26 protein-coding genes are annotated in these 17,530 nt (G+C 32.1%); 12 read left to right on the forward strand and 14 right to left on the reverse strand.

Features of this window, described 5'->3' with window-relative positions; all coding sequences use genetic code 11:
* The first annotated feature begins 126 nt into the window (after positions 1 to 126).
* A complete protein-coding gene (locus C5F50_RS10930; protein WP_179371360.1) occupies positions 127 to 585 on the forward strand; it encodes an Hsp20/alpha crystallin family protein in 459 nt (152 codons plus the stop codon).
* On the opposite strand, the gene C5F50_RS10935 is transcribed toward C5F50_RS10930, so the two are convergent.
* From C5F50_RS10935 to C5F50_RS10965, 7 genes are all read right to left on the reverse strand, one after another.
* Positions 586 to 1,704, reverse strand: coding sequence for a DNA topoisomerase IV subunit A (locus C5F50_RS10935; RefSeq protein WP_425340044.1), 1,119 nt, complete (start codon positions 1,702 to 1,704; stop codon positions 586 to 588).
* A complete protein-coding gene (locus tag C5F50_RS10940) occupies positions 1,691 to 3,565 on the reverse strand; it encodes a DNA topoisomerase VI subunit B (protein ID WP_179371362.1) in 1,875 nt (624 codons plus the stop codon). Before C5F50_RS10940 ends, C5F50_RS10935 begins: the two co-directional genes overlap by 14 nt.
* Entirely contained in the window at positions 3,552 to 4,124 is a 573-nt protein-coding gene (locus tag C5F50_RS10945; protein ID WP_179371363.1) for a KH domain-containing protein, read from the reverse strand. The genes C5F50_RS10940 and C5F50_RS10945 overlap by 14 nt, the downstream gene beginning before the upstream one ends.
* Positions 4,121 to 4,933, reverse strand: coding sequence for a serine protein kinase RIO (locus C5F50_RS10950; RefSeq protein ID WP_179371364.1), 813 nt, complete (start codon positions 4,931 to 4,933; stop codon positions 4,121 to 4,123). Before C5F50_RS10950 ends, C5F50_RS10945 begins: the two co-directional genes overlap by 4 nt.
* A gap of 95 nt (positions 4,934 to 5,028) precedes the next feature.
* A complete protein-coding gene (locus C5F50_RS10955) occupies positions 5,029 to 5,325 on the reverse strand; it encodes a DUF424 domain-containing protein (protein WP_179371365.1) in 297 nt (98 codons plus the stop codon).
* Entirely contained in the window at positions 5,325 to 5,747 is a 423-nt protein-coding gene (locus tag C5F50_RS10960) for a translation initiation factor IF-2 (RefSeq protein ID WP_179371366.1), read from the reverse strand. Before C5F50_RS10960 ends, C5F50_RS10955 begins: the two co-directional genes overlap by 1 nt.
* A 67-nt stretch (positions 5,748 to 5,814) precedes the next feature.
* A complete protein-coding gene (locus C5F50_RS10965) occupies positions 5,815 to 5,961 on the reverse strand; it encodes a DUF5679 domain-containing protein (RefSeq protein ID WP_179371367.1) in 147 nt (48 codons plus the stop codon).
* 250 nt (positions 5,962 to 6,211) lie between these two features.
* On the opposite strand from C5F50_RS10965, the gene C5F50_RS10970 reads away from it, so the two are divergent.
* The 4 genes from C5F50_RS10970 (at position 6,212) to C5F50_RS10985 (ending at position 9,220) form a co-directional block, all read left to right on the forward strand.
* Positions 6,212 to 6,712: a hypothetical protein gene (locus tag C5F50_RS10970; protein WP_179371368.1), complete on the forward strand. Its 501-nt coding sequence runs from the start codon at positions 6,212 to 6,214 to the stop codon at positions 6,710 to 6,712.
* Between the two features lie 70 nt (positions 6,713 to 6,782).
* Positions 6,783 to 7,928, forward strand: coding sequence for a DUF373 family protein (locus C5F50_RS10975; protein ID WP_179371369.1), 1,146 nt, complete (start codon positions 6,783 to 6,785; stop codon positions 7,926 to 7,928).
* A 102-nt stretch (positions 7,929 to 8,030) separates the two neighbouring features.
* Positions 8,031 to 8,804 carry a polyprenyl diphosphate synthase gene (uppS, locus tag C5F50_RS10980; RefSeq protein WP_246282050.1) on the forward strand — a complete coding sequence of 258 codons (774 nt, stop codon included), beginning with the start codon at positions 8,031 to 8,033 and terminating at the stop codon, positions 8,802 to 8,804.
* Positions 8,801 to 9,220, forward strand: coding sequence for a bis(5'-nucleosyl)-tetraphosphatase (locus C5F50_RS10985; RefSeq protein WP_179371370.1), 420 nt, complete (start codon positions 8,801 to 8,803; stop codon positions 9,218 to 9,220). Before uppS ends, C5F50_RS10985 begins: the two co-directional genes overlap by 4 nt.
* Here the strand turns inward: C5F50_RS10985 and C5F50_RS10990 are convergent.
* From C5F50_RS10990 to C5F50_RS11000, 3 genes are read right to left on the reverse strand one after another with little or no spacing between them, the layout of a single operon-like run.
* Positions 9,200 to 9,940, reverse strand: a complete 741-nt coding sequence (locus C5F50_RS10990; RefSeq protein WP_179371371.1) for an orotidine 5'-phosphate decarboxylase — start codon at positions 9,938 to 9,940, stop codon at positions 9,200 to 9,202. The genes C5F50_RS10985 and C5F50_RS10990 overlap by 21 nt on opposite strands.
* Positions 9,921 to 10,607, reverse strand: a complete 687-nt coding sequence (locus C5F50_RS10995) for a hypothetical protein (protein ID WP_179371372.1) — start codon at positions 10,605 to 10,607, stop codon at positions 9,921 to 9,923. Before C5F50_RS10995 ends, C5F50_RS10990 begins: the two co-directional genes overlap by 20 nt.
* Positions 10,608 to 10,656: 49 nt before the next feature.
* Positions 10,657 to 11,658 carry an adenylosuccinate synthetase gene (locus C5F50_RS11000; protein ID WP_179371373.1) on the reverse strand — a complete coding sequence of 334 codons (1,002 nt, stop codon included), beginning with the start codon at positions 11,656 to 11,658 and terminating at the stop codon, positions 10,657 to 10,659.
* An 80-nt stretch (positions 11,659 to 11,738) separates the two neighbouring features.
* Here C5F50_RS11000 and C5F50_RS11005 point away from each other — a divergent pair, with 80 nt between their 5' ends.
* The gene (locus C5F50_RS11005) at positions 11,739 to 12,200 is read left to right on the forward strand and encodes a hypothetical protein (protein WP_179371374.1); all 462 of its coding nucleotides are present in this window, start codon (positions 11,739 to 11,741) and stop codon (positions 12,198 to 12,200) included.
* Here the strand turns inward: C5F50_RS11005 and C5F50_RS11010 are convergent.
* Positions 12,197 to 12,478 (reverse strand): Fe(2+)-trafficking protein, encoded by a 282-nt coding sequence (locus C5F50_RS11010; protein ID WP_179371375.1) that lies wholly within the window; start codon positions 12,476 to 12,478, stop codon positions 12,197 to 12,199. The genes C5F50_RS11005 and C5F50_RS11010 overlap by 4 nt on opposite strands.
* 77 nt (positions 12,479 to 12,555) lie before the next feature.
* Between C5F50_RS11010 and C5F50_RS11015 the strand changes: the two genes are divergently transcribed.
* The 5 genes from C5F50_RS11015 to C5F50_RS11035 all read left to right on the forward strand — a co-directional run bounded on the left by C5F50_RS11015 (position 12,556) and on the right by C5F50_RS11035 (position 15,143).
* Positions 12,556 to 12,765, forward strand: coding sequence for a hypothetical protein (locus tag C5F50_RS11015; protein ID WP_109876949.1), 210 nt, complete (start codon positions 12,556 to 12,558; stop codon positions 12,763 to 12,765).
* Between the two features lie 60 nt (positions 12,766 to 12,825).
* On the forward strand, positions 12,826 to 13,467 hold the full coding sequence (locus tag C5F50_RS11020) for a hypothetical protein (RefSeq protein WP_179371376.1): 642 nt from the start codon (positions 12,826 to 12,828) through the stop codon (positions 13,465 to 13,467).
* 120 nt (positions 13,468 to 13,587) lie between these two features.
* A complete protein-coding gene (locus C5F50_RS11025; protein ID WP_179371377.1) occupies positions 13,588 to 13,875 on the forward strand; it encodes a winged helix-turn-helix domain-containing protein in 288 nt (95 codons plus the stop codon).
* 153 nt (positions 13,876 to 14,028) lie between these two features.
* Complete coding sequence (locus tag C5F50_RS11030; RefSeq protein ID WP_179371378.1) at positions 14,029 to 14,625, forward strand: L-threonylcarbamoyladenylate synthase; 597 nt, start codon at positions 14,029 to 14,031, stop codon at positions 14,623 to 14,625.
* Positions 14,622 to 15,143, forward strand: a complete 522-nt coding sequence (locus C5F50_RS11035; protein ID WP_179371379.1) for a THUMP domain-containing protein — start codon at positions 14,622 to 14,624, stop codon at positions 15,141 to 15,143. Before C5F50_RS11030 ends, C5F50_RS11035 begins: the two co-directional genes overlap by 4 nt.
* Here C5F50_RS11035 and cgi121 read toward each other — a convergent pair.
* From cgi121 to C5F50_RS11050, 3 genes are read right to left on the reverse strand one after another with little or no spacing between them, the layout of a single operon-like run.
* Positions 15,135 to 15,908 carry a KEOPS complex subunit Cgi121 gene (cgi121, locus tag C5F50_RS11040; RefSeq protein ID WP_179371380.1) on the reverse strand — a complete coding sequence of 258 codons (774 nt, stop codon included), beginning with the start codon at positions 15,906 to 15,908 and terminating at the stop codon, positions 15,135 to 15,137. The two genes, C5F50_RS11035 and cgi121, sit on opposite strands and share 9 nt — an antisense overlap.
* Before the next feature lie 40 nt (positions 15,909 to 15,948).
* Positions 15,949 to 16,416 carry a hypothetical protein gene (locus C5F50_RS13120; RefSeq protein WP_246282051.1) on the reverse strand — a complete coding sequence of 156 codons (468 nt, stop codon included), beginning with the start codon at positions 16,414 to 16,416 and terminating at the stop codon, positions 15,949 to 15,951.
* A gap of 31 nt (positions 16,417 to 16,447) precedes the next feature.
* Positions 16,448 to 17,203 (reverse strand): TatD family hydrolase, encoded by a 756-nt coding sequence (locus tag C5F50_RS11050; RefSeq protein ID WP_246282052.1) that lies wholly within the window; start codon positions 17,201 to 17,203, stop codon positions 16,448 to 16,450.
* 96 nt (positions 17,204 to 17,299) lie between these two features.
* Between C5F50_RS11050 and C5F50_RS11055 the strand changes: the two genes are divergently transcribed.
* On the forward strand, positions 17,300 to 17,521 hold the full coding sequence (locus tag C5F50_RS11055; RefSeq protein ID WP_179371382.1) for a histone family protein: 222 nt from the start codon (positions 17,300 to 17,302) through the stop codon (positions 17,519 to 17,521).
* Positions 17,522 to 17,530 lie beyond the last annotated feature (9 nt).

Raw genomic sequence — 17,530 nt, forward strand, 5'->3', positions numbered from 1 at the left:
AAGTAACTGGTTTTGCAGACATTGAGCAGCGATTATTAGATAAATTCTCCAAACAAGTCAAATCAATTAATGAGATAGATAAAGTACATAGATACTTTATATTTGGTAAACTCAAATTTTTACTGTTTGGCAAGTTACAAGGGTGCATATTCAAATGAGCAATCATTAAATTTTGTAATACCAATTATTGTAATCCTATTTTTAGGAATAATCTATATTATGACACAAAGAGCTGATTCAGGTTTTGTAAGTTTTATCTTAATTGGTGCTGCTGCTTTAACAATGTTTTATTGGGTTAAAGTTTTAAAGAAAATGACAAAGGATCAAAAACCACTATACACTCAAGCAAGAGAACAAGAAACAAAAAATTGGGTTTATGATTTGATCAAAGGGGAAGGAGAATTTGTTTTTGTTGCCGAAGTACCAGGACCAGAAGATAAAATTGCAGTAAGATTAGTAGATGGGATTTTATACATTCGTGGAACTGCAGGATTCTCAAAAGAAGTTCCAATCGAAGGAGCAAATGATATGCAGATATTTGATTTCAAATATAGAAACGGCGTATTAACACTAAGAATAAAATAACTAAAGACTTTTTGCTAATTCTAATTTTTGTGGCAGATATTTTTCGGTAATATTTGTAAGACCATATTTTGAGAAAGCTTCCAATTCAGCTTTTCTTTTTAGTCTTAAAAAGACATCAAGTTCTTTTTTCCAAATTCCATCTTCATATCTAGGATCTTTTTGTAGATCATAGCACCTCTTAATATCAGATTCAGTCATTGGAATTGTAGGGAGTTTATATTTTTCAATATCAGTAGCCCAAACTCCTACCCATTTTGCATCAGGAACTGTTAGCTCTCTTAGATGTGCTGCATTTGCAGAACCAGATTTTATGACCATTGCAATATGTTCTCCATACACATCTCCATCTGTAAGAACAATTACAGGTAATTTCATTTCTTCATGAAGTCTTTTTAATAAAGTTCTAGTTGAACGAGGGGCTTGACCACCAGTGTTAATGATAATAGATTTAAATTTTTTATCAACTTGTTCTTCAACAAATCTGGTAAAAAGACCACCTTTTTCAATAGCAATTACAATTTCAGCACTAGTGTCAACTAATTCTGCAGTAGTCAAACTAGGACCAATAGAATAACCGTCAGGATGGTTAGATAAATTCATAGTTTTTCCTTCATATCCAGGAATGGTATATTCAATATTCAGATCACCAAAGATGGAGCTTCTCTCCTCAGGAAATATGTGAAAATCTTCTCTGGGTTTTGAGGTTACAGCTTCTAAATCAACAATGATGTTATCAGATTCTGACTGGTCTTCAAATTCAATAGCGAAAGCTTGTGAGGAATAATAAACATCTCTTAAAGTGGATGATTTTTTTTCTTGAGTTAATCTATTGGCAAAAAATGCAAGCCACATCAATTGTGTAAAGGATCTTAACTGAGAAGAATTTCTTGAACTTCTAACCGCGGAATTACTTCCTAGAATGTATTGTCTTAGTTTTTTATCATAAACAATATTGCTCACAGATCTACTGGGTATTGAGAATTTTGGAAATTGTCCATTATCTAAGTCCTCATATATTTTTGCACCATGACTTTTAAGCATCTCAAGAACATTCTTTTGTTTTTCATCAGCTTTCTTGCTTCGATTTTTTATCTTACTTTTTTCTTTATTTGTTTTCAACTTCATTTTCCTCCACTACTGTTTTTTTAGATTCATCCACATTTTCAATCTCTAGAATTTTCTTGAAATTAGGTTCTTTTTTCTTACCAGCAAGCTCTGTAGCAAATGTTGCAATTAAAGGAATGTATTTTGCATAGAGATTTGCTCTCTTTTTTGCCATATCAGCTTGGCCTCTTTTAGACATGTATGCGGCTAATTTTCTAGACAAGTATTGTAACCCCAATCTTAACTCCCTTTCTATTTCAGGTCTATCAGCAACATTTTCTTTTCCTGCAGTCTTATATGGAATTCTAGTAGAACAAATATGAGACACAATTATGAATGGGGGGTCACCTTTAATCTTGTATCTACCCCAATCAGTATCATTGACAACTTTGAGTACTACATCACTACCTTCATCATAAAGTAAAGGAATTCTATTGGCATATCTGTAAACATGTGGCCCGCCAGTTTTAATATCACCACCATATGCAATTCCCATTTCTACAATGAAAGGAAATCCAGAGTATGCAGATGCAGGGCGTTGAACTACAGCAGCAAAGTCAGGATTAAAGAATTTCTTTATTCCTTTTTCTAATGGTTCTTCACCTAATGGTGCAAGACAGCTTGGATCTGGTGCAAGAAAATCTTCAAATTTTTGAAGGGAATCGCTAAGATTTACTAATTCTTGATTTGTCATAGTGCCCATTCGTTTCTCAGGTTTGAATCCTGCAAATTCTGCAAATTTTGATGCGGTAGTTGGACCTATTCTTTGAAATCGTTTAGTTAAAAATGTGGTCATAGGTTCTCCCTGTACAGTATTAGTTAATTGCTTGAAATATTGACTTTCAGAATCCATGTCTACGGATTTTGATTGCGAGTCTCCAAAATCCCAATAAAATAATTTTTTGTTAGGCATATCAATGTCTTCAATTTTTATTTTGTTTAGTTTTTCAAAATCCATTTTTAGAAATGACATCAAAGCAATAACTACTCTAACTTGACGTGAAAGAGTTTTCCATTTTTTCTTTGCTTTTTCCATGATTACCGTAAAGCTAAGATTTTTTACAGATAGACCTAAATCTTTTCGAACTTTTTCAATCATTGCATCATCAATATTTGGAATTTCAAATTGGGATTCAACTATCATTCTTCGTATTCTTTCTACATCAATTCCGTGAGGATGAGGCCTAATTATTGTTGGGGGCGGAGGAATATCTTTTACAAATCGTGGATGGGAAAATTTTTCTCCTTTTGGATCATCAAAAGTAATTGATGCATAAGGAGTGATTAAAGAAGTTTCATAAACATAATCTCTAATTTTATTTCCTGCTTTTGAATAATCTCCTTCTAAACAAATACTAACTGAAAGGCCTTTTTTTGAAACTTCTTTGGTATTGTGTTTTACAATTACAGGTTTATTCTTTTGAATGTCAAGTAACAATTCAAACTCATCTTGAGTTTGTCCATCTACGGAACTCTTCACCGTAACAGGCTTGTTAGTTGTAATTTGGCCATACAAAATTGCCATTGTTGCACCCAATCCAAACATGCCTCTTGCTTGTTTAAGTCCAAATTTCGAACCATACAGTACAGTTCCAAATGCAAGTGGAATATGTTCAGGATCTATACCAGGTCCATTATCTTTTACTGTCAAGATGTAGTGCTTTGGATCAGATTTCTCAGGGTCAACAGCCTTAATTATTAAATGAACGTCTGGAAGAATTCCTTTTTGATCACACGCATCTAATGCATTTTCAACAAATTCTCTAACAGCAGTATAGAGAGAACGCGTAGGATTACTAAAACCGGCTAAATCACGATTGCTGTAAAAGAATTCACTAGGCGAGATTTGGTTGAATTTTTCTTTAATCAAAGACATCTTGATCTTCCCATAATTTCATTTTTTCTTGTTTATCTCTTCGATTTGCAGCTTCTAATTTAGTGTAAACTGCTCCATGCATACTACCACTTGAAATAGAAGATATTGCGTCTACTGCCAATCGTAATTTACTTGAATCACCAATAATTGAAACAGTTTTTCCATAAACCGAGATATGAGTACCACTAAGATTTTCCATATTTCGTCTAGCTCTACCACCCTCTCCAATAATCCTCCCTTTTATCCTTTCAACATTTGCATTAGACTTTCCAGCAAATTCTCTTAGATCAATTATGTGCAATGCATTTTCACCTTGCAGTAAAGTCATAGCATTTTCAGGTGAAAAACCTCTACCAATAGCTGTAACAATTTCCATTGCTTTGAAAGGTTGAATTTTTTCAACATCACCTTGAGATGTTATAAAAACTTCTCCAGTTTGACCGTCAATGTCCAAAGACACATGACATGTTGTTTCAATTTTTGATTTTACATTACCTGATTTTCCAATTAAAACAGCAATTCTATCATTTGGAATACGAATTAGTTTTTCAAAACTCATTTTATAATTTCCTCAAATAATTTATCTGGATCTTCAACAGAAACTCCTCTTTTATGGAAGAATTTTGTAATGTTATTAATATCTCTTTTAAGAAATTCTTGAGCATTGGGATGTCTAAGATCAACTCCAGATCCCAGATCAAAAACTATCAACCCATTTTCTGTTTTAAAAATATTATATTCTGAATAATCACCATGCACCAATTTTGCTTTTTTGTAAAGATCTTTAATGATTGAAATTGCTTGAAGATAATCATCTTCATTTACTTCTGAGTACAGCAATGATTTGCACGGTACTCCATCTTTTCCTACAAACTCCATAACAAGTACATTTTTTGTAAGATGTAGGGGCCTTGGAACTGGAATTCCAGCCTCATAGCATTGAGATAAATTTCGAAATTCTTTTTTTGCCCATAGATAAACCAGATTTTTTGTGCCTTTTTTGATATGAGAGAATCTAGGATCACCTAAGATATAGGGCTCACGTTTTTTAAAATTTGATGTACTTACCAAGTAGATTTTCAAAGCAACATCAACATCATTTTCATCAACTCCCCAAAAAAGAACAGATTCCTTTCCAGCACTTATAGCACCATTAACATATGCAATAATATGATCTGTAATCATTTTGTAAAGAGTCATCACAGTAGGTTTATCTAAAACTTCATTGATGACTTTGCCTTTTTTGAAACCATCCTTCAAACCCCCTCGCTTAGATTTAAAAATTAATTTTTTATCAACTTTAGATTCTAACTTTCTACTCAAATCATCAAAGAGTAAATCATCGGACATTATATCATCAGAATTCATATCATTGGACAATAGATTTTGTTGAAGACACTAGATAAAAGAGATTTCTTTTATCAAAAGCAATGCAAGAATCAAAAATCAAATCAATCAAGATATCACATATTAAAAACAATTAAAAATGGAATGCCAGAAATTGTTTTAACCCCATTTTCAGAACCGACTCCAAGTTGAATAGATAAAGAGATAGTTTCTTTTCCAACCATATTGATGATTGAGGATTGTTTCAGTAAATCTGTTGCTTCTTCTTTCTCAACAAATCGTTCGCCATAGTAGCTTTCACTGATATGTATGTTTAATTCATCTTGAATGATTTTTTTTCCTAATAATTCAGCATCACAAATATTGAGCATAGTATTTTTTTGATATTCAGTTACACGTACTGAAAACTGCATTACGCATATTTACCCTTCAAAGTAGATTTTGCACCACATGCTTCACAGATTAAAAATGAGATGCGATTTTCTTTAAGGATTTTAGTATCAGGACTTTTGCATGTAGGACATTCAAGATAATCTTTTACATAAATTTGAAATAGTCTTGTAAAATCATCAGGAGCCCGTCTTCCCACAAACATTGCTTTATCACCAAGTCTTTCTGCAGGAACAGCAAATTCTTTTGAGAGATATTGAAGAACTTTGTCGGGATCTCTACGAAGAACTTTTGGAAATTCTGAAAAATTACGCAGAAAAGTTTTTTGGCCTTCCCACATAACATCTACAACAGGAAGTTCAAATCTAGTTGGAGAATCTTCATTGTTATCGCCCAGTTTATCCCGAATGCGTTTGAGTAGACTCTCATATTCTGCTTTAGTCACTAAAAAATAATGTACAGTATACCCTATATGGGTTTTGAAAAAGAGAATCGTGTGGATGTTGTTTGTATTATTCCATCTTTCCTATACGGAAGACATTAGTTCCACATGTAGGACATGTACCTTTTACAGCTGGACGTCCATTTTTTAGTTTAGTTTCTACAGGATCTTTAATATCCCTTTTTGCTCTGCATTTTACGCAATATGCTTGAACCATTCTAAAATTTGTCAATCATTCGGGTATTTAGGAAGAGGCTGTGAAATTTATTTAACTATAGGCTAGATACGCGTAAATTTTTTTAGGCTTCAAAAAGGGAAAATTCTTGAAAAATTCATCGAATGTAACAAATTTATAAAAAAATTATGTCAAATGTATCGTAATAACATTTTTTTTCAAATGTTTGTATGTAAACCATAATTATTTAAAATATTACCAATTATAAACACCTTGAACATAAAATTACAAAATGGTCTCAAAAAAAGGAATTGCAACAACTACCATAATTTTAGCTGCAATTACAGGTGCAAGTTTTTTGTTATGGTTAGTTCCACAAGAAGATCAAACTACTTTCGTAGTGTCAGATTATGAGAATTATCTTGATGGGGTAAAAAACATCCAGGAAGTATTACAAGAATCAATGGAAATTGAATATCAAAATCTCCGAAATGGTGAAATTTCTCCACAAGATTATATTGTGATAGCTGAAGTAACATCATCACAAATAACTACTCAAATTAGCGAATTTGTCACATCAAAACCTCCAGAAGCATGGCAAGATAGTTACATCAGTTACATGAACGCAATGAAGAAATTCAATTCATATATTGGTGAAACTAAGATATTGGCAAATTTAATTGAAAAAGGAGGCACAGATGCAGAAATGGACAAAGTCATAGAGAGAATAGAATCAATGAAAAAAGAATCTTTGGAGTATGCCAAGAATTCTGAAGAGCAAAGACCTAACTAGGCTCAAAACCCAATTTTACTAATCATAATTGTTGGAAATCGTTAAAAAGTAATTCCATAATAGAAATAGAATGTCTCAGCAATCTGACAAAGTGGAAAAAGATGTCAATGCATCTACAGCTAATAGATTACTTGTAATTTGTATTGACAGAGATAACGATGTAGGAGAAAAAGCAGGAATTTCTACACCAGTAATAGGCAGAGATGCGTGTATAGAAGCAGCCCAAAGATTGGCATTAGAAGATCCTGAAGATGCAGATTCAAATTCAATTTTTGCAGCTATCAAAACATATGAAGATTTGATCAGTAAGGGATACCAAGTTGAAGTGATAACTGTTGCAGGAGTAAAAGACAGAGGAGTTCAAGCTGATGAAAAAATTCTTTCTGAGACAAGAAAGGTTTTAGAAAACTTTTCTGCAAATGGAGCAGTAATTGTTTCTGATGGAGAAGATGATGAGAGTGTCATCCCAGTAATTCAAAATGTCCTACCAGTTGTATCCGTGCAACGTGTAGTAATGAAAGTAAGCAGAAGTGTAGAATATTCTTATGCAGTTTTTGGAAAATATCTTAAAATGCTTGCTTATGATTCAAAATATTCAAAATTCTTTTTAGGAGTTCCTGGAATTCTTTTGTTAATTGGTGGAATTGCAACCGCATTTGGTTATACTGCAGAAATATTTGCAGTTCTTGTAAGTATTTTGGGAGGAGCATTTTTGATCAGAGCATTTGATATTGATAGAGCATTATCAAATTGGTCAAAACCAACTCCGATGGGTTTTATCAGAATGTTTACAATGGTAGCAGGAATACTACTGATACTTTCATCAGTTCCTGCAGGAATCAGTGCTGTTGATTCAGAGTTAATTGAAGCAGACACACAAATAATTTCAAAGATTACAGATAAGAGGATAATTGGACAATTTGTAGCAGGAGCACTTCCAATTTTATGGATTGGTGTGGGGGCAATTTTTGCTGGAACATTGCTTAGTAATTGGATAGGAGGAATTCCAAGACAAATTAGTGATAGCTTGAGAATCATTGTCCTAATTTCATTATATCCTACGGTAGCACAATTTACCAACATAATGATTTATGAAGAAAGTTCGTTTACATTGATTCCACCTTTGTTGGGGGGATTGGCAGCAACTTTGGTTTCAGCCACGATTCTCTTCAAAAAATATAGAAAACATAAAGATCAAGAGATGATTTCAGACTAAATTAAGACATCTAGTAGCTTTAAAGTGGAATTTCTGAATAACACTGATATCTCCAATTGCTTACTAATGAAGAGGTGACTGGACATTAGTAAAATAAAAGAAGTGATTTTTCAACTGTCTGGACTTTACAAGATCTACGGTAAAAGACTAGAAAAGGAAATCCAGAATGGAGATATCCCAAATCATGTTGCCTTAATTTTAGATGGGAATAGGAGATGGGCTAAAAGACACCTAACAGTGCCAAAAAAAGGTCATTGGAAGGGAGCTGATGCGGTAGAAAATCTTCTTGATTGGTGTGAAGAATTTGACATCAAGATTGTAACACTATATGCATTATCAGCAGAGAATTTGAATAGAAAAGATGAGGAACTAGAGTATCTTTATGAATTAATTCGTATGAGACTAGAAAAATTATACAATGATCCTAGAATTCATCGATGTAAAATGAGAGTTAAGGGGATTGGCAGAATTGAACTACTTCCAGATTCTATCAAAGAGATTTTAAAAAAATTAGATGATGCTACAAAAAATTATGACAATCATTTTCTAAACATAGCATTAGCATATGGAGGACAATACGAATTATTAGATGCTGTTAAAAAAATAGGAGAAAAAATCAAAGATGGATCATTGAACGTGCAGGACATAAATAAAAAAGAGATCGAATCAAACCTTTACACATCACATTTACCACAATCATCCCCCGACATGATATTGAGGACATCAGGAGAACAACGATTGAGTGGATTTCTCATGTGGCAAAGTGCATACAGTGAATTGGTATTTATGGATATTTTTTGGCCAGAGTTTAGAAAAATTGATTTGATGAGAGCAATTAGAACTTTTCAAGAAAGAAAAAGAAGGTTAGGAAAATGATTGAAGAGACATCAGCAGGAATTGTGATATTTAGAAAAGAAGATTCAAAAATTTTATTTTTACTATTGCATTATCCAACAGGACACTGGGATTTTGTGAAAGGAAAAATGGAAGTAGGTGAAACAACTCATCAAACTGCAATCAGGGAAACAAAAGAAGAAACAGGGATAACAGACATAGTATTTGTAGAAAATTTTGAAGAGGAGATTGAATATAATTTTCAATATCAAGGAGAATTAATTCATAAAAAAGTGGTATTCTTCTTGGCTGAAACAAGAACTAAAGAAGTTGAAATTTCACATGAGCATCAAAATTATATATGGATGGATTATAACACAGCCATGGAAAAAACAACATTTGACAATGCTAAAACAGTTTTAACAAGAGCCCAAATGTTACTTTCCAAAGCTTTGTAGTTGTAATTCTTTTGCCACCCTTACAGGATTTTTAGAATTTAGAATGGTCCTACCTACAATCAAATAATCAGTTCCAGATGAAATTACTTGATTTGTACTCCCGCCTTGAGTACCAATGCCAGGAGAAAATATGTTTAATTTTTTTCCAGCTTTTTTAGAACAATATTGTATAATTTTTGGAAAAGTAGCTCCAACAACAATTCCATCAACCTTTGCAGTTAAAGCCCAATTCAAAAATAATTGGTAAAGTTTCTGTTTTTTCTCCATTTTAATCTCCATATCATAAGATAATGCTGCTTCAGGAGCACTCATGTGACATAAAGTGATAACACCTTTTTCATTTTTGTGGGATGATTTAACCAGATTTTTTAAACTATCAAGACCCATTATTGGATTTGCAATTACGGCGTCAAATCCCAAATTCCAAAGATGTTCAGCAGTAACACGATTTGTGTTTCCAATATCATTTAGTTTGATATCAGCAATTGTTTGTAAACCATATCTATGAGCTGTTTTATTGATTTTGAGAATTTCTTTAGCTCCAAGGGGCAAAAGTAAATGAAAATTTAACTTGATTCCACATAGACAAGAATGCAATTTTTGAATATTTTGAATGGATTTTGCTTCAAGATTTTTTACAGAACAATCATAATCATTTGCAAGGATTACTTTTCCATTGGTTTTTGCGATCTTGGAAAGTCTAGTTTTGAAGGTGGCCATAATCAACTAAGGGATGAGTGTCTTTTAATTTTATAATTTTGATATAAGAGTAACCATGTTCTGAAGGGTTTTCTGCAAAGGTGGGTAACGTTCCATTTGTTGTTGAAAATTTTAGAAATGGTTTTTCAGGATCAGAATCCAATACCACATGACAGAAATAAGATATTCCTTCATCATTGAAATTCATAAAAACTCCAATTAACCATTTATCATTACATGGGAACAAGAATAGAGGAAAAGGAGTCTCTTCAAAACCCCAAGTAAGTTTTGCAAGACTAGACATATCTTCTAATTCAATTGGCTGATACCTATCAAGAGTCCCATTTCCGGGTTGCAAAGACTTTGGAAGAGATTTAATTCTAACAATGGGAGAATAAAGTTTGCTTGCATCAGAAGTAGTATCTACAATTTCAGATTCCTCCTTTCCACCTTTTAGTCCATAACAAAGATAATGGCCATTATGTTCTAAAGGAGTATAATATACAATGGGTTTGTCTTTTAGAATATCCATCTGTACTGATAAAATTTTTTTCCCATTATGATCATGCAAAAAAGATACACGCGGTGCACGCTCAAGTGCACAAACGAGCCTAGTGAATTCTAAAGTTGAATGTACTTGAATGTAGCGGGGTAATTTATCAATGGTAGCTGTTTGTAATTTATCCACAGATGTTTGTTGTAGATTATCAAATTAAACTTATCCTAAATTTTGGAGCCTAGTTTCTTCTATCAATGACATCATTAACAGATGGACCTGTTCCAATAATTGTCACAGGCGTGTTTAATTTAGTTTCAATATTTTTTATGAATGATTTTGCACCATCAGATAATTCATCAAAGGAAGTTTTTCCTGCACAGTCTGAAAAGAGGACATCTAATTTTGTAATAGAAATTTGTGTTGCGCCATTAAGCATAATTGCACGCCTAGCTAAATCAAAATCAAAATCTGCAGCTCGTCTTTGACGACCGGTGACAGTACCAAACTCAGACCATCCTTTTTTTTCAGCTTCTTCTAGAGACAATTCTTTTTCGAGAGGGCCAGTGCCTACACGGGTAACATATGATTTGAAAACAACAATTACCTCATCTACCTTTGTAGGCCCAAGACCAATATCTGCACAAATGCCAGAAGCAGTAACATCCTTTGAGGTTACAAATGGATAAGTTCCATGCCACAAAGAAAGAAAAGTTCCTTGAGTACCCTCTACTAAAACATGCTCATTTTTAGATAGTGCATTGTTGATTTCTTGAGGAACATCAATGATGAGAGAAGAGAGTGAATCAAAATCTTTTGCAAGATTCAAAACCCTCATGGCTCTATCAGCATTAGCAGGTCCCGTACCTGAACCAGTGCTACCAATCTTATCTTTTAATTCTCCCTTAGAATCTCTTACTAGATGAGTTTCCTCAATAATTCCACAGTGTTTATCAATAAATACACGTCCAGAAACTTCAAAATCATTAATTTCTTTTTTAAGAACTTCTGGATTAATTACAACTCCGGGTCCTATCATTACTTTAGCATTTTTATTCAAAAAACCACTTGGGAGCATTCTTACTTTATACACTTTATCACCATCTCTAATGGTATGACCAGCATTAGGACCAGCTCCACCACGAACTATTATTGTAGGATTATCTTTAATTGCTAAATAAGAAATGATTTTTCCTTTGCCTTCATCACCGAAAAATCCGCCAACAACTACAGTTGATGTCATATTATGCAATTTCTATTTCGTTTATTTAAGCTAAAGTATTACCACATGATTTTATATTCAGCAATAATTCGTTTAGATCGATGGTAGGAGAAAATTTTGCTGGAAACATCATAATCAATTTAGCTAATCTTCCTGATTTTCTAAGAAATCCAATTCTTAAAAAAAGAATGATGGAATTTTTTTCCTTACCTGAATCAGATCAAAAAGAAGTGATAAACAACGCATTGGAAGCAGGTCCAACTATCCCATTTCCAAATTTTTCAAAGCTTTTTAGAACATGGCTCAAAATTTTAACTACTCTTTCAGAAGAACAAAGAGAAGGATTATTCTCAGCATATATTGTAGAAGTCTCAAAGATGCCTCAAAAATTAATTGCTTTTAATTTGGATGGTATTTTGGAAGTATTTTTGACATTGGAAGAAAATGAAAAAGAAATTCTTGCCAATACAGTAAAAAGAATAATCAACGGTTTGGATGAAAATTCAAAAAGAAAAGTTATGTTAGTTGTACCAGATAATGCTAAAAAACACTTGAAATTTTAGACGCCTGTAGGCTCATCAGGTTTCCTATTATCCTCATTTGTGTAATCTATGACTTCTCCTTCAGGAGATAGCACACCTACAAAGATCTTTTCATGTTTTTTCAATAATTTCCTATGATCAAGCATTGACATGTCTAGTTTCATTTCATTCATCACCATAATTTGATATTCTTTCCATTCAGCCCAACATTTGTTACATGTAGGGTACTTCTCAGCTACAACACTTAGTTGTTCAGTATCAGGAATAGTGTTTTTACATTTGGTGCATATGCGACTCATAGAAATTATCAATATTGAACTCCTTTTATCTTTTTTTGAATCTAAAGTAATAATAATTAACAAAGACCAAAGCCATTATGAAGATAAAATGCCCAAAATGCAAAGAGGATGCAGAATTAGCAATGGATTTTTCTGTTGTAAAATGTGGTTCATGTGATTTTGATATGAGTTATGGAGAATACGTTAAATTTGTAGCACATAACGAATCTAAATATTCAGATATTCTTGGAGACTATACTGGAAGTACAGAGGGCCACACTTCAGGATCATTGGATGAATGGGATTAACAACATGGTAAAATCATTCATCAGATTAAAATAATTAGTTCAAAGAGTTTCTAAACATCATTGGAATTTTTATTAGAAAGTATACTTAATCTTGTAGGATTTTTGGTAGGATTAGCCATTGGGGCGATGTCAATTATAGGATTTAGAAACACTGGAAGTCCGACATTGTTTAGATTATCAATTGCATTTTTGTCAATTAGTTTTGGATTTTTTGTAATATGGATGGGCTATACAATAGAGGACTTTGTGATAAAATCTGGAAATATAGAAAGATGGGTGCAAACATTAGGGATTGCAATTCAAACAATAGGATATTTTTTCATTGCATTTTCTCATAGCATAAAATCATTTTTTCCAAAATCAAGTTATTTTAGATCAGTTGGAATTTTACCATTATTCTTAGTTTCTTCAGTTCAATTAGAGCATATTTTCAGATCTGTCTCATTCATTTTGTTAGCATATGGTGCGATTGAAACAATGTTATCATATTTTGAAAGTAAGAATAAAGGAGCTATTTCGGTTGCTGTCGGCTTGGGACTTTTAGCATTGGGGGAATTTTTAGGATGGTACTCTTTTGTATTTCCAGAATCAATATTATACACAGCATCAATGACAATCAAAATTGGGGGATTAGTAGCATTATTCATTCCAGTGAGCAAAGTCCCATTAACTAAGATAAAATTTGATGATGATTTTGAATAATTTTGGCATAGGCTCAGAAAAAGTAGGAATTAAAAAATTGTCAAATTCTTTTATCTTTTTAGTATATTGGAAAATATCAACGTACTCTCATAGAAATTAGAAAGATATTCTATTGAGGAAATGGCAGAATACAGAACACATATGAAAATTATTGGGGATATTTTATCAACAACTAGAGATGATCTCCAAGATGAAGATGGAGCAACAGTAACATATCTTATTAGAAAAGCAAACATCTCACATTCTCGAATTTCGAGAATTCTAAAAACCCTAGTATCGCAAGGACTTTTAGAACAAGTAGATTCTCAAGGTTCAAACAAATACAGAATTAGTCAAACAGGTAGAGAATTTCTTCAAGCATATAATACATTTACAAATTTTGCAGATAATTTTGGATTAAATATCTAGTCTTCTACTTCATCAAATTCATCATTAAAATCATCTTCAAATTCTGTATCTTCATAATCAGAAGGATTAGACATATCTCACAAAAGAAACATTATACTATTAAAAATGTATTCAAAAGTAAATGATAATTAAACAAAAAAAATAGAATTAGATATGAAAGTAAAATGTGATCAAAAAGGAATTGAAAAAGCATTAGAAATAATCAATCGTGGAGGGATTGTAGTTTATCCAACAGATACTGTTTATGGAATAGGATGTGATCCGTATAACAAAGAAGCAATAAAAAAAATTTATGATATAAAATCTAGAGATGGTTCTAAACCATTACCAGTTCTAGTCTATTCAGCAGAGATTGCAAAAAGAATAGTGGTTTTAGATGAAGTTACAGAAAAAATTGTTAACAAATTTTGGCCAGGGCCACTTACAATAATTTTAAAATTAATAGATGAAAATTTGAAAAGATCATTATTTTTAAATGATAGAATTGCTATCAGAGTTCCAAATCATAAATGTACTTTAGAAATATTGAAGAGGTGCAGCTTTCTGGTGGGTACAAGTGCAAATATTTCAGGACATCCACCATTTACAAACCCTGATGAATGTTCTAGAAATATAGAAGATTATGATATTTTTGTTGATGGTGGAACAATTACAAGCAAAGCAGAATCAACAATAATTGAAATAGAAAATGGAAAGATCAAAATTCTTCGAGAAGGTTCTTTGACTAAAGAGGAGATTTTAGAAGCATGAATTTGATAATTACATGTGCAAGGCATCTTGAACCAGAAACTGAAGAAGAATTAAGAGGTATTTTAGAGGAATATGGTGACTCAGATGCAAGTATCGTAATTACAAATATGTCAGGAATTTTGACTGCCGAAACAAAACTCGATCCTATTGATGTAGTAAAAAAAATGAAAGAAATGCTTCTTGATGAGCCATGGAGTATTAGATATTGCTTAAGAATAATACCAATTCAGAGAATTGTTGAGACAAAAATTGAAGAAATAGAAAAAATAATCACTGAAGATTCAAAGCAGATTTTAGATGGAGAAACATATAGAATTTCAATAGAAAAAAGAAATTCAGACATATCCAGTCAAGAAATTATTTCAAAAATTGCAAATAAAATAAAAAACAAAGTATCACTTGAATTTCCTGACAAAATTATTTTAATTGAAATATTAGGAAATAAGACAGGAATTTCTATATTAAAAAAATCAGATATACTAAGCGTTGAAAAAACTAAACGCAGTATGTCAGAGTAGAATTGCTGCTTTTTCTACCAAAATGTCTTCCAAGGGATTTTTAGAGTAAACAACATCAAGTTGTTTTTGAGTAATTTTAAAATGTTTTTTGAGAAATGAATCATTTTTCTTTACGAATAAATTTACAGATAGTGGTAACAAATCTGCATACAATGAATTTAAAATTTTTTTATTTCCAATAGCGATTAAGATAAAATTTGATTTGGGTTTTATTCCAACTGTCATTATTGCATCAGATATTTGTTTTGTCAATGCAAAGCGCATCAAAATATCTGTTTCAAGTTTATTTGAAAGTAAGATATTATTTTTTTTAGATTCAAAAGATAGAGATAAGATTTTTTTCAAATGATACGGATTCATAACAAAACTACTTGAAACAGCTTGAAGTTGAATTTTTGGATATTTTTTTCTTAAATTATCAATAAATTTTACGTCAATTGTTGTTTGACCTTTTATTTCAATTACTTGAATTTGTTTTGAGGATATCTCGAAAGTGATTTTTTTTGATGTACCTCCATGAATAACTGGGATAATACTTACAAGATCGTTGTTTGTTATCATTGTAGATCTACCATCCATAGCAGACGAATCTACGCCATTTATTGCAATTAGGATATTTTCAATATCCAGTTTTGGCGAGTCAGCAGGTTTTAGTTCCAACAATAGTTTTAATAATTCTTGAATAGAGATATCAGATCTGTCAATTTGTAAATTTTCTGTGAAAAAAGATTTTTTGGCACCACCTACTAGTTTTACAGTAATCATTCTAATCTAATTGGAAATTATAAAATTAATATTTAATTGATTATTCTGTTTTCTCTTCTTCAGGTGTTGCTTCTGTAACAGTTTCAGGTGTTGCTTCTGTAACAGTTTCAGGTGTTGCTTCTGTAACAGTTTCAGGTGTTGCTTCTGTAACAGTTTCAGGTGTTGCTTCTGTAACAGTTTCAGGTGTTGCTTCTGTAACAGTTTCAGGTGTTGCTTCTGTAACAGTTTCAGGTGTTGCTTCTGTAACAGTTTCAGGTGTTGCTACTTGAATTTCTTCATTTGCTTGTTCTTCAATACGTGAAGACTCAATTCTAGATTGTTTGAATTTTTCCTCTCGAATCTCTTTTTTGATGAATTTTGTAATATATCCAGCTATTTCGTTTTTCAAACCTTTGGAGCGAATGATAGAAATTTGATCAAGAGCCTTTTTGTTATTAGCAAAGTCTTCACCAAATTTAGATTTATGATCTACTAAAACCTCGTATGAAAGACGCTTGATTCTGTCCAATATTCGTTTTAAGAATGAGGGTATTTTATACCTATATTCCAAGGAATGAATTTGTATTTTTTTCCAATGAAAAAGCCATTTCATCAAACGTTTTTCCTAGAATTTTTGAGATGCAAAAGATCACGCTAGGAATAAAGGTAATTTGTCCAGATTTCATTTCAAAGCATCTAGAAAATTTAACAGGGCCATCAGTTTCAACAAGAATTTTTGATTCATCTGTAATGGAGGCTAAAGTTTGTTTATCATTTGCATAAACCATAACAGGGCCATAAGACACGAAAAATCCCATGTCCATTGCTTTTCGTAGTTGTTTTTTACTACCATCAAACCAATGAAGTAATGCATGTTTAGTGCTATAGGATGTCATTATTTCAAAAACATCATCAAGGCTTTTTCTTGAATGAATAGAAACGGGTTTGTTAAATTTTTCCCCATATGACAACAATGTTTCAAAAACATGTCTTTGTCTTTTAGCATCATCAGTATTGTGTACATATGTTGGATCTAATCCAACTTCCCCAATTCCAGAAAGATGTGTATGATTATTTTCTATCAAGTCAGTCATTTTTTCAAGATCACCATTGGCACATTCTGGATGAATTCCAATAAAAGGCAAAACAAGATTACTTTGTTGTGCCAACTTTAAAGTTTGGAGAGAATTTTCAACATCCATAGATACACAACATGCTTTAATTTTCAAATATTCCATTTCGTTTAAAATAAATTCCATATCAGAGTTATATGCGGGATCTGACAAATGTATGTGAGAATCAATATACCAGGTCATTTCTTTATCAATTCTTAAAATAGTCTGTATAAATCGATTCCTTGGTGATATTTTTTCACTCATTATCTTTTTTCGGAAAAAACTAAAACAGATTTCATGAGATCATCAGAACTTGGATTATCTGCAATGTATAGAATTTTGAAAAAAGCTGGTGCTGAAAGAGTTAGCGATGAATCAGCAGATGAATTAAGAAGAGTGATTGAAGAGATTGCAGATAGTATCGCAAAAAGTGCAATCGATATGGCTTCTCATGCAGGAAGGAAAACAGTAAAAGGGGAAGATGTAAAGTTGGCTTCAAAACCATTTAACAAATTCTAATCTAAAGAG

It is taken from the genome of Nitrosopumilus ureiphilus (genome assembly GCF_013407185.1).
GTDB lineage: Archaea > Thermoproteota > Nitrososphaeria > Nitrososphaerales > Nitrosopumilaceae > Nitrosopumilus > Nitrosopumilus ureiphilus.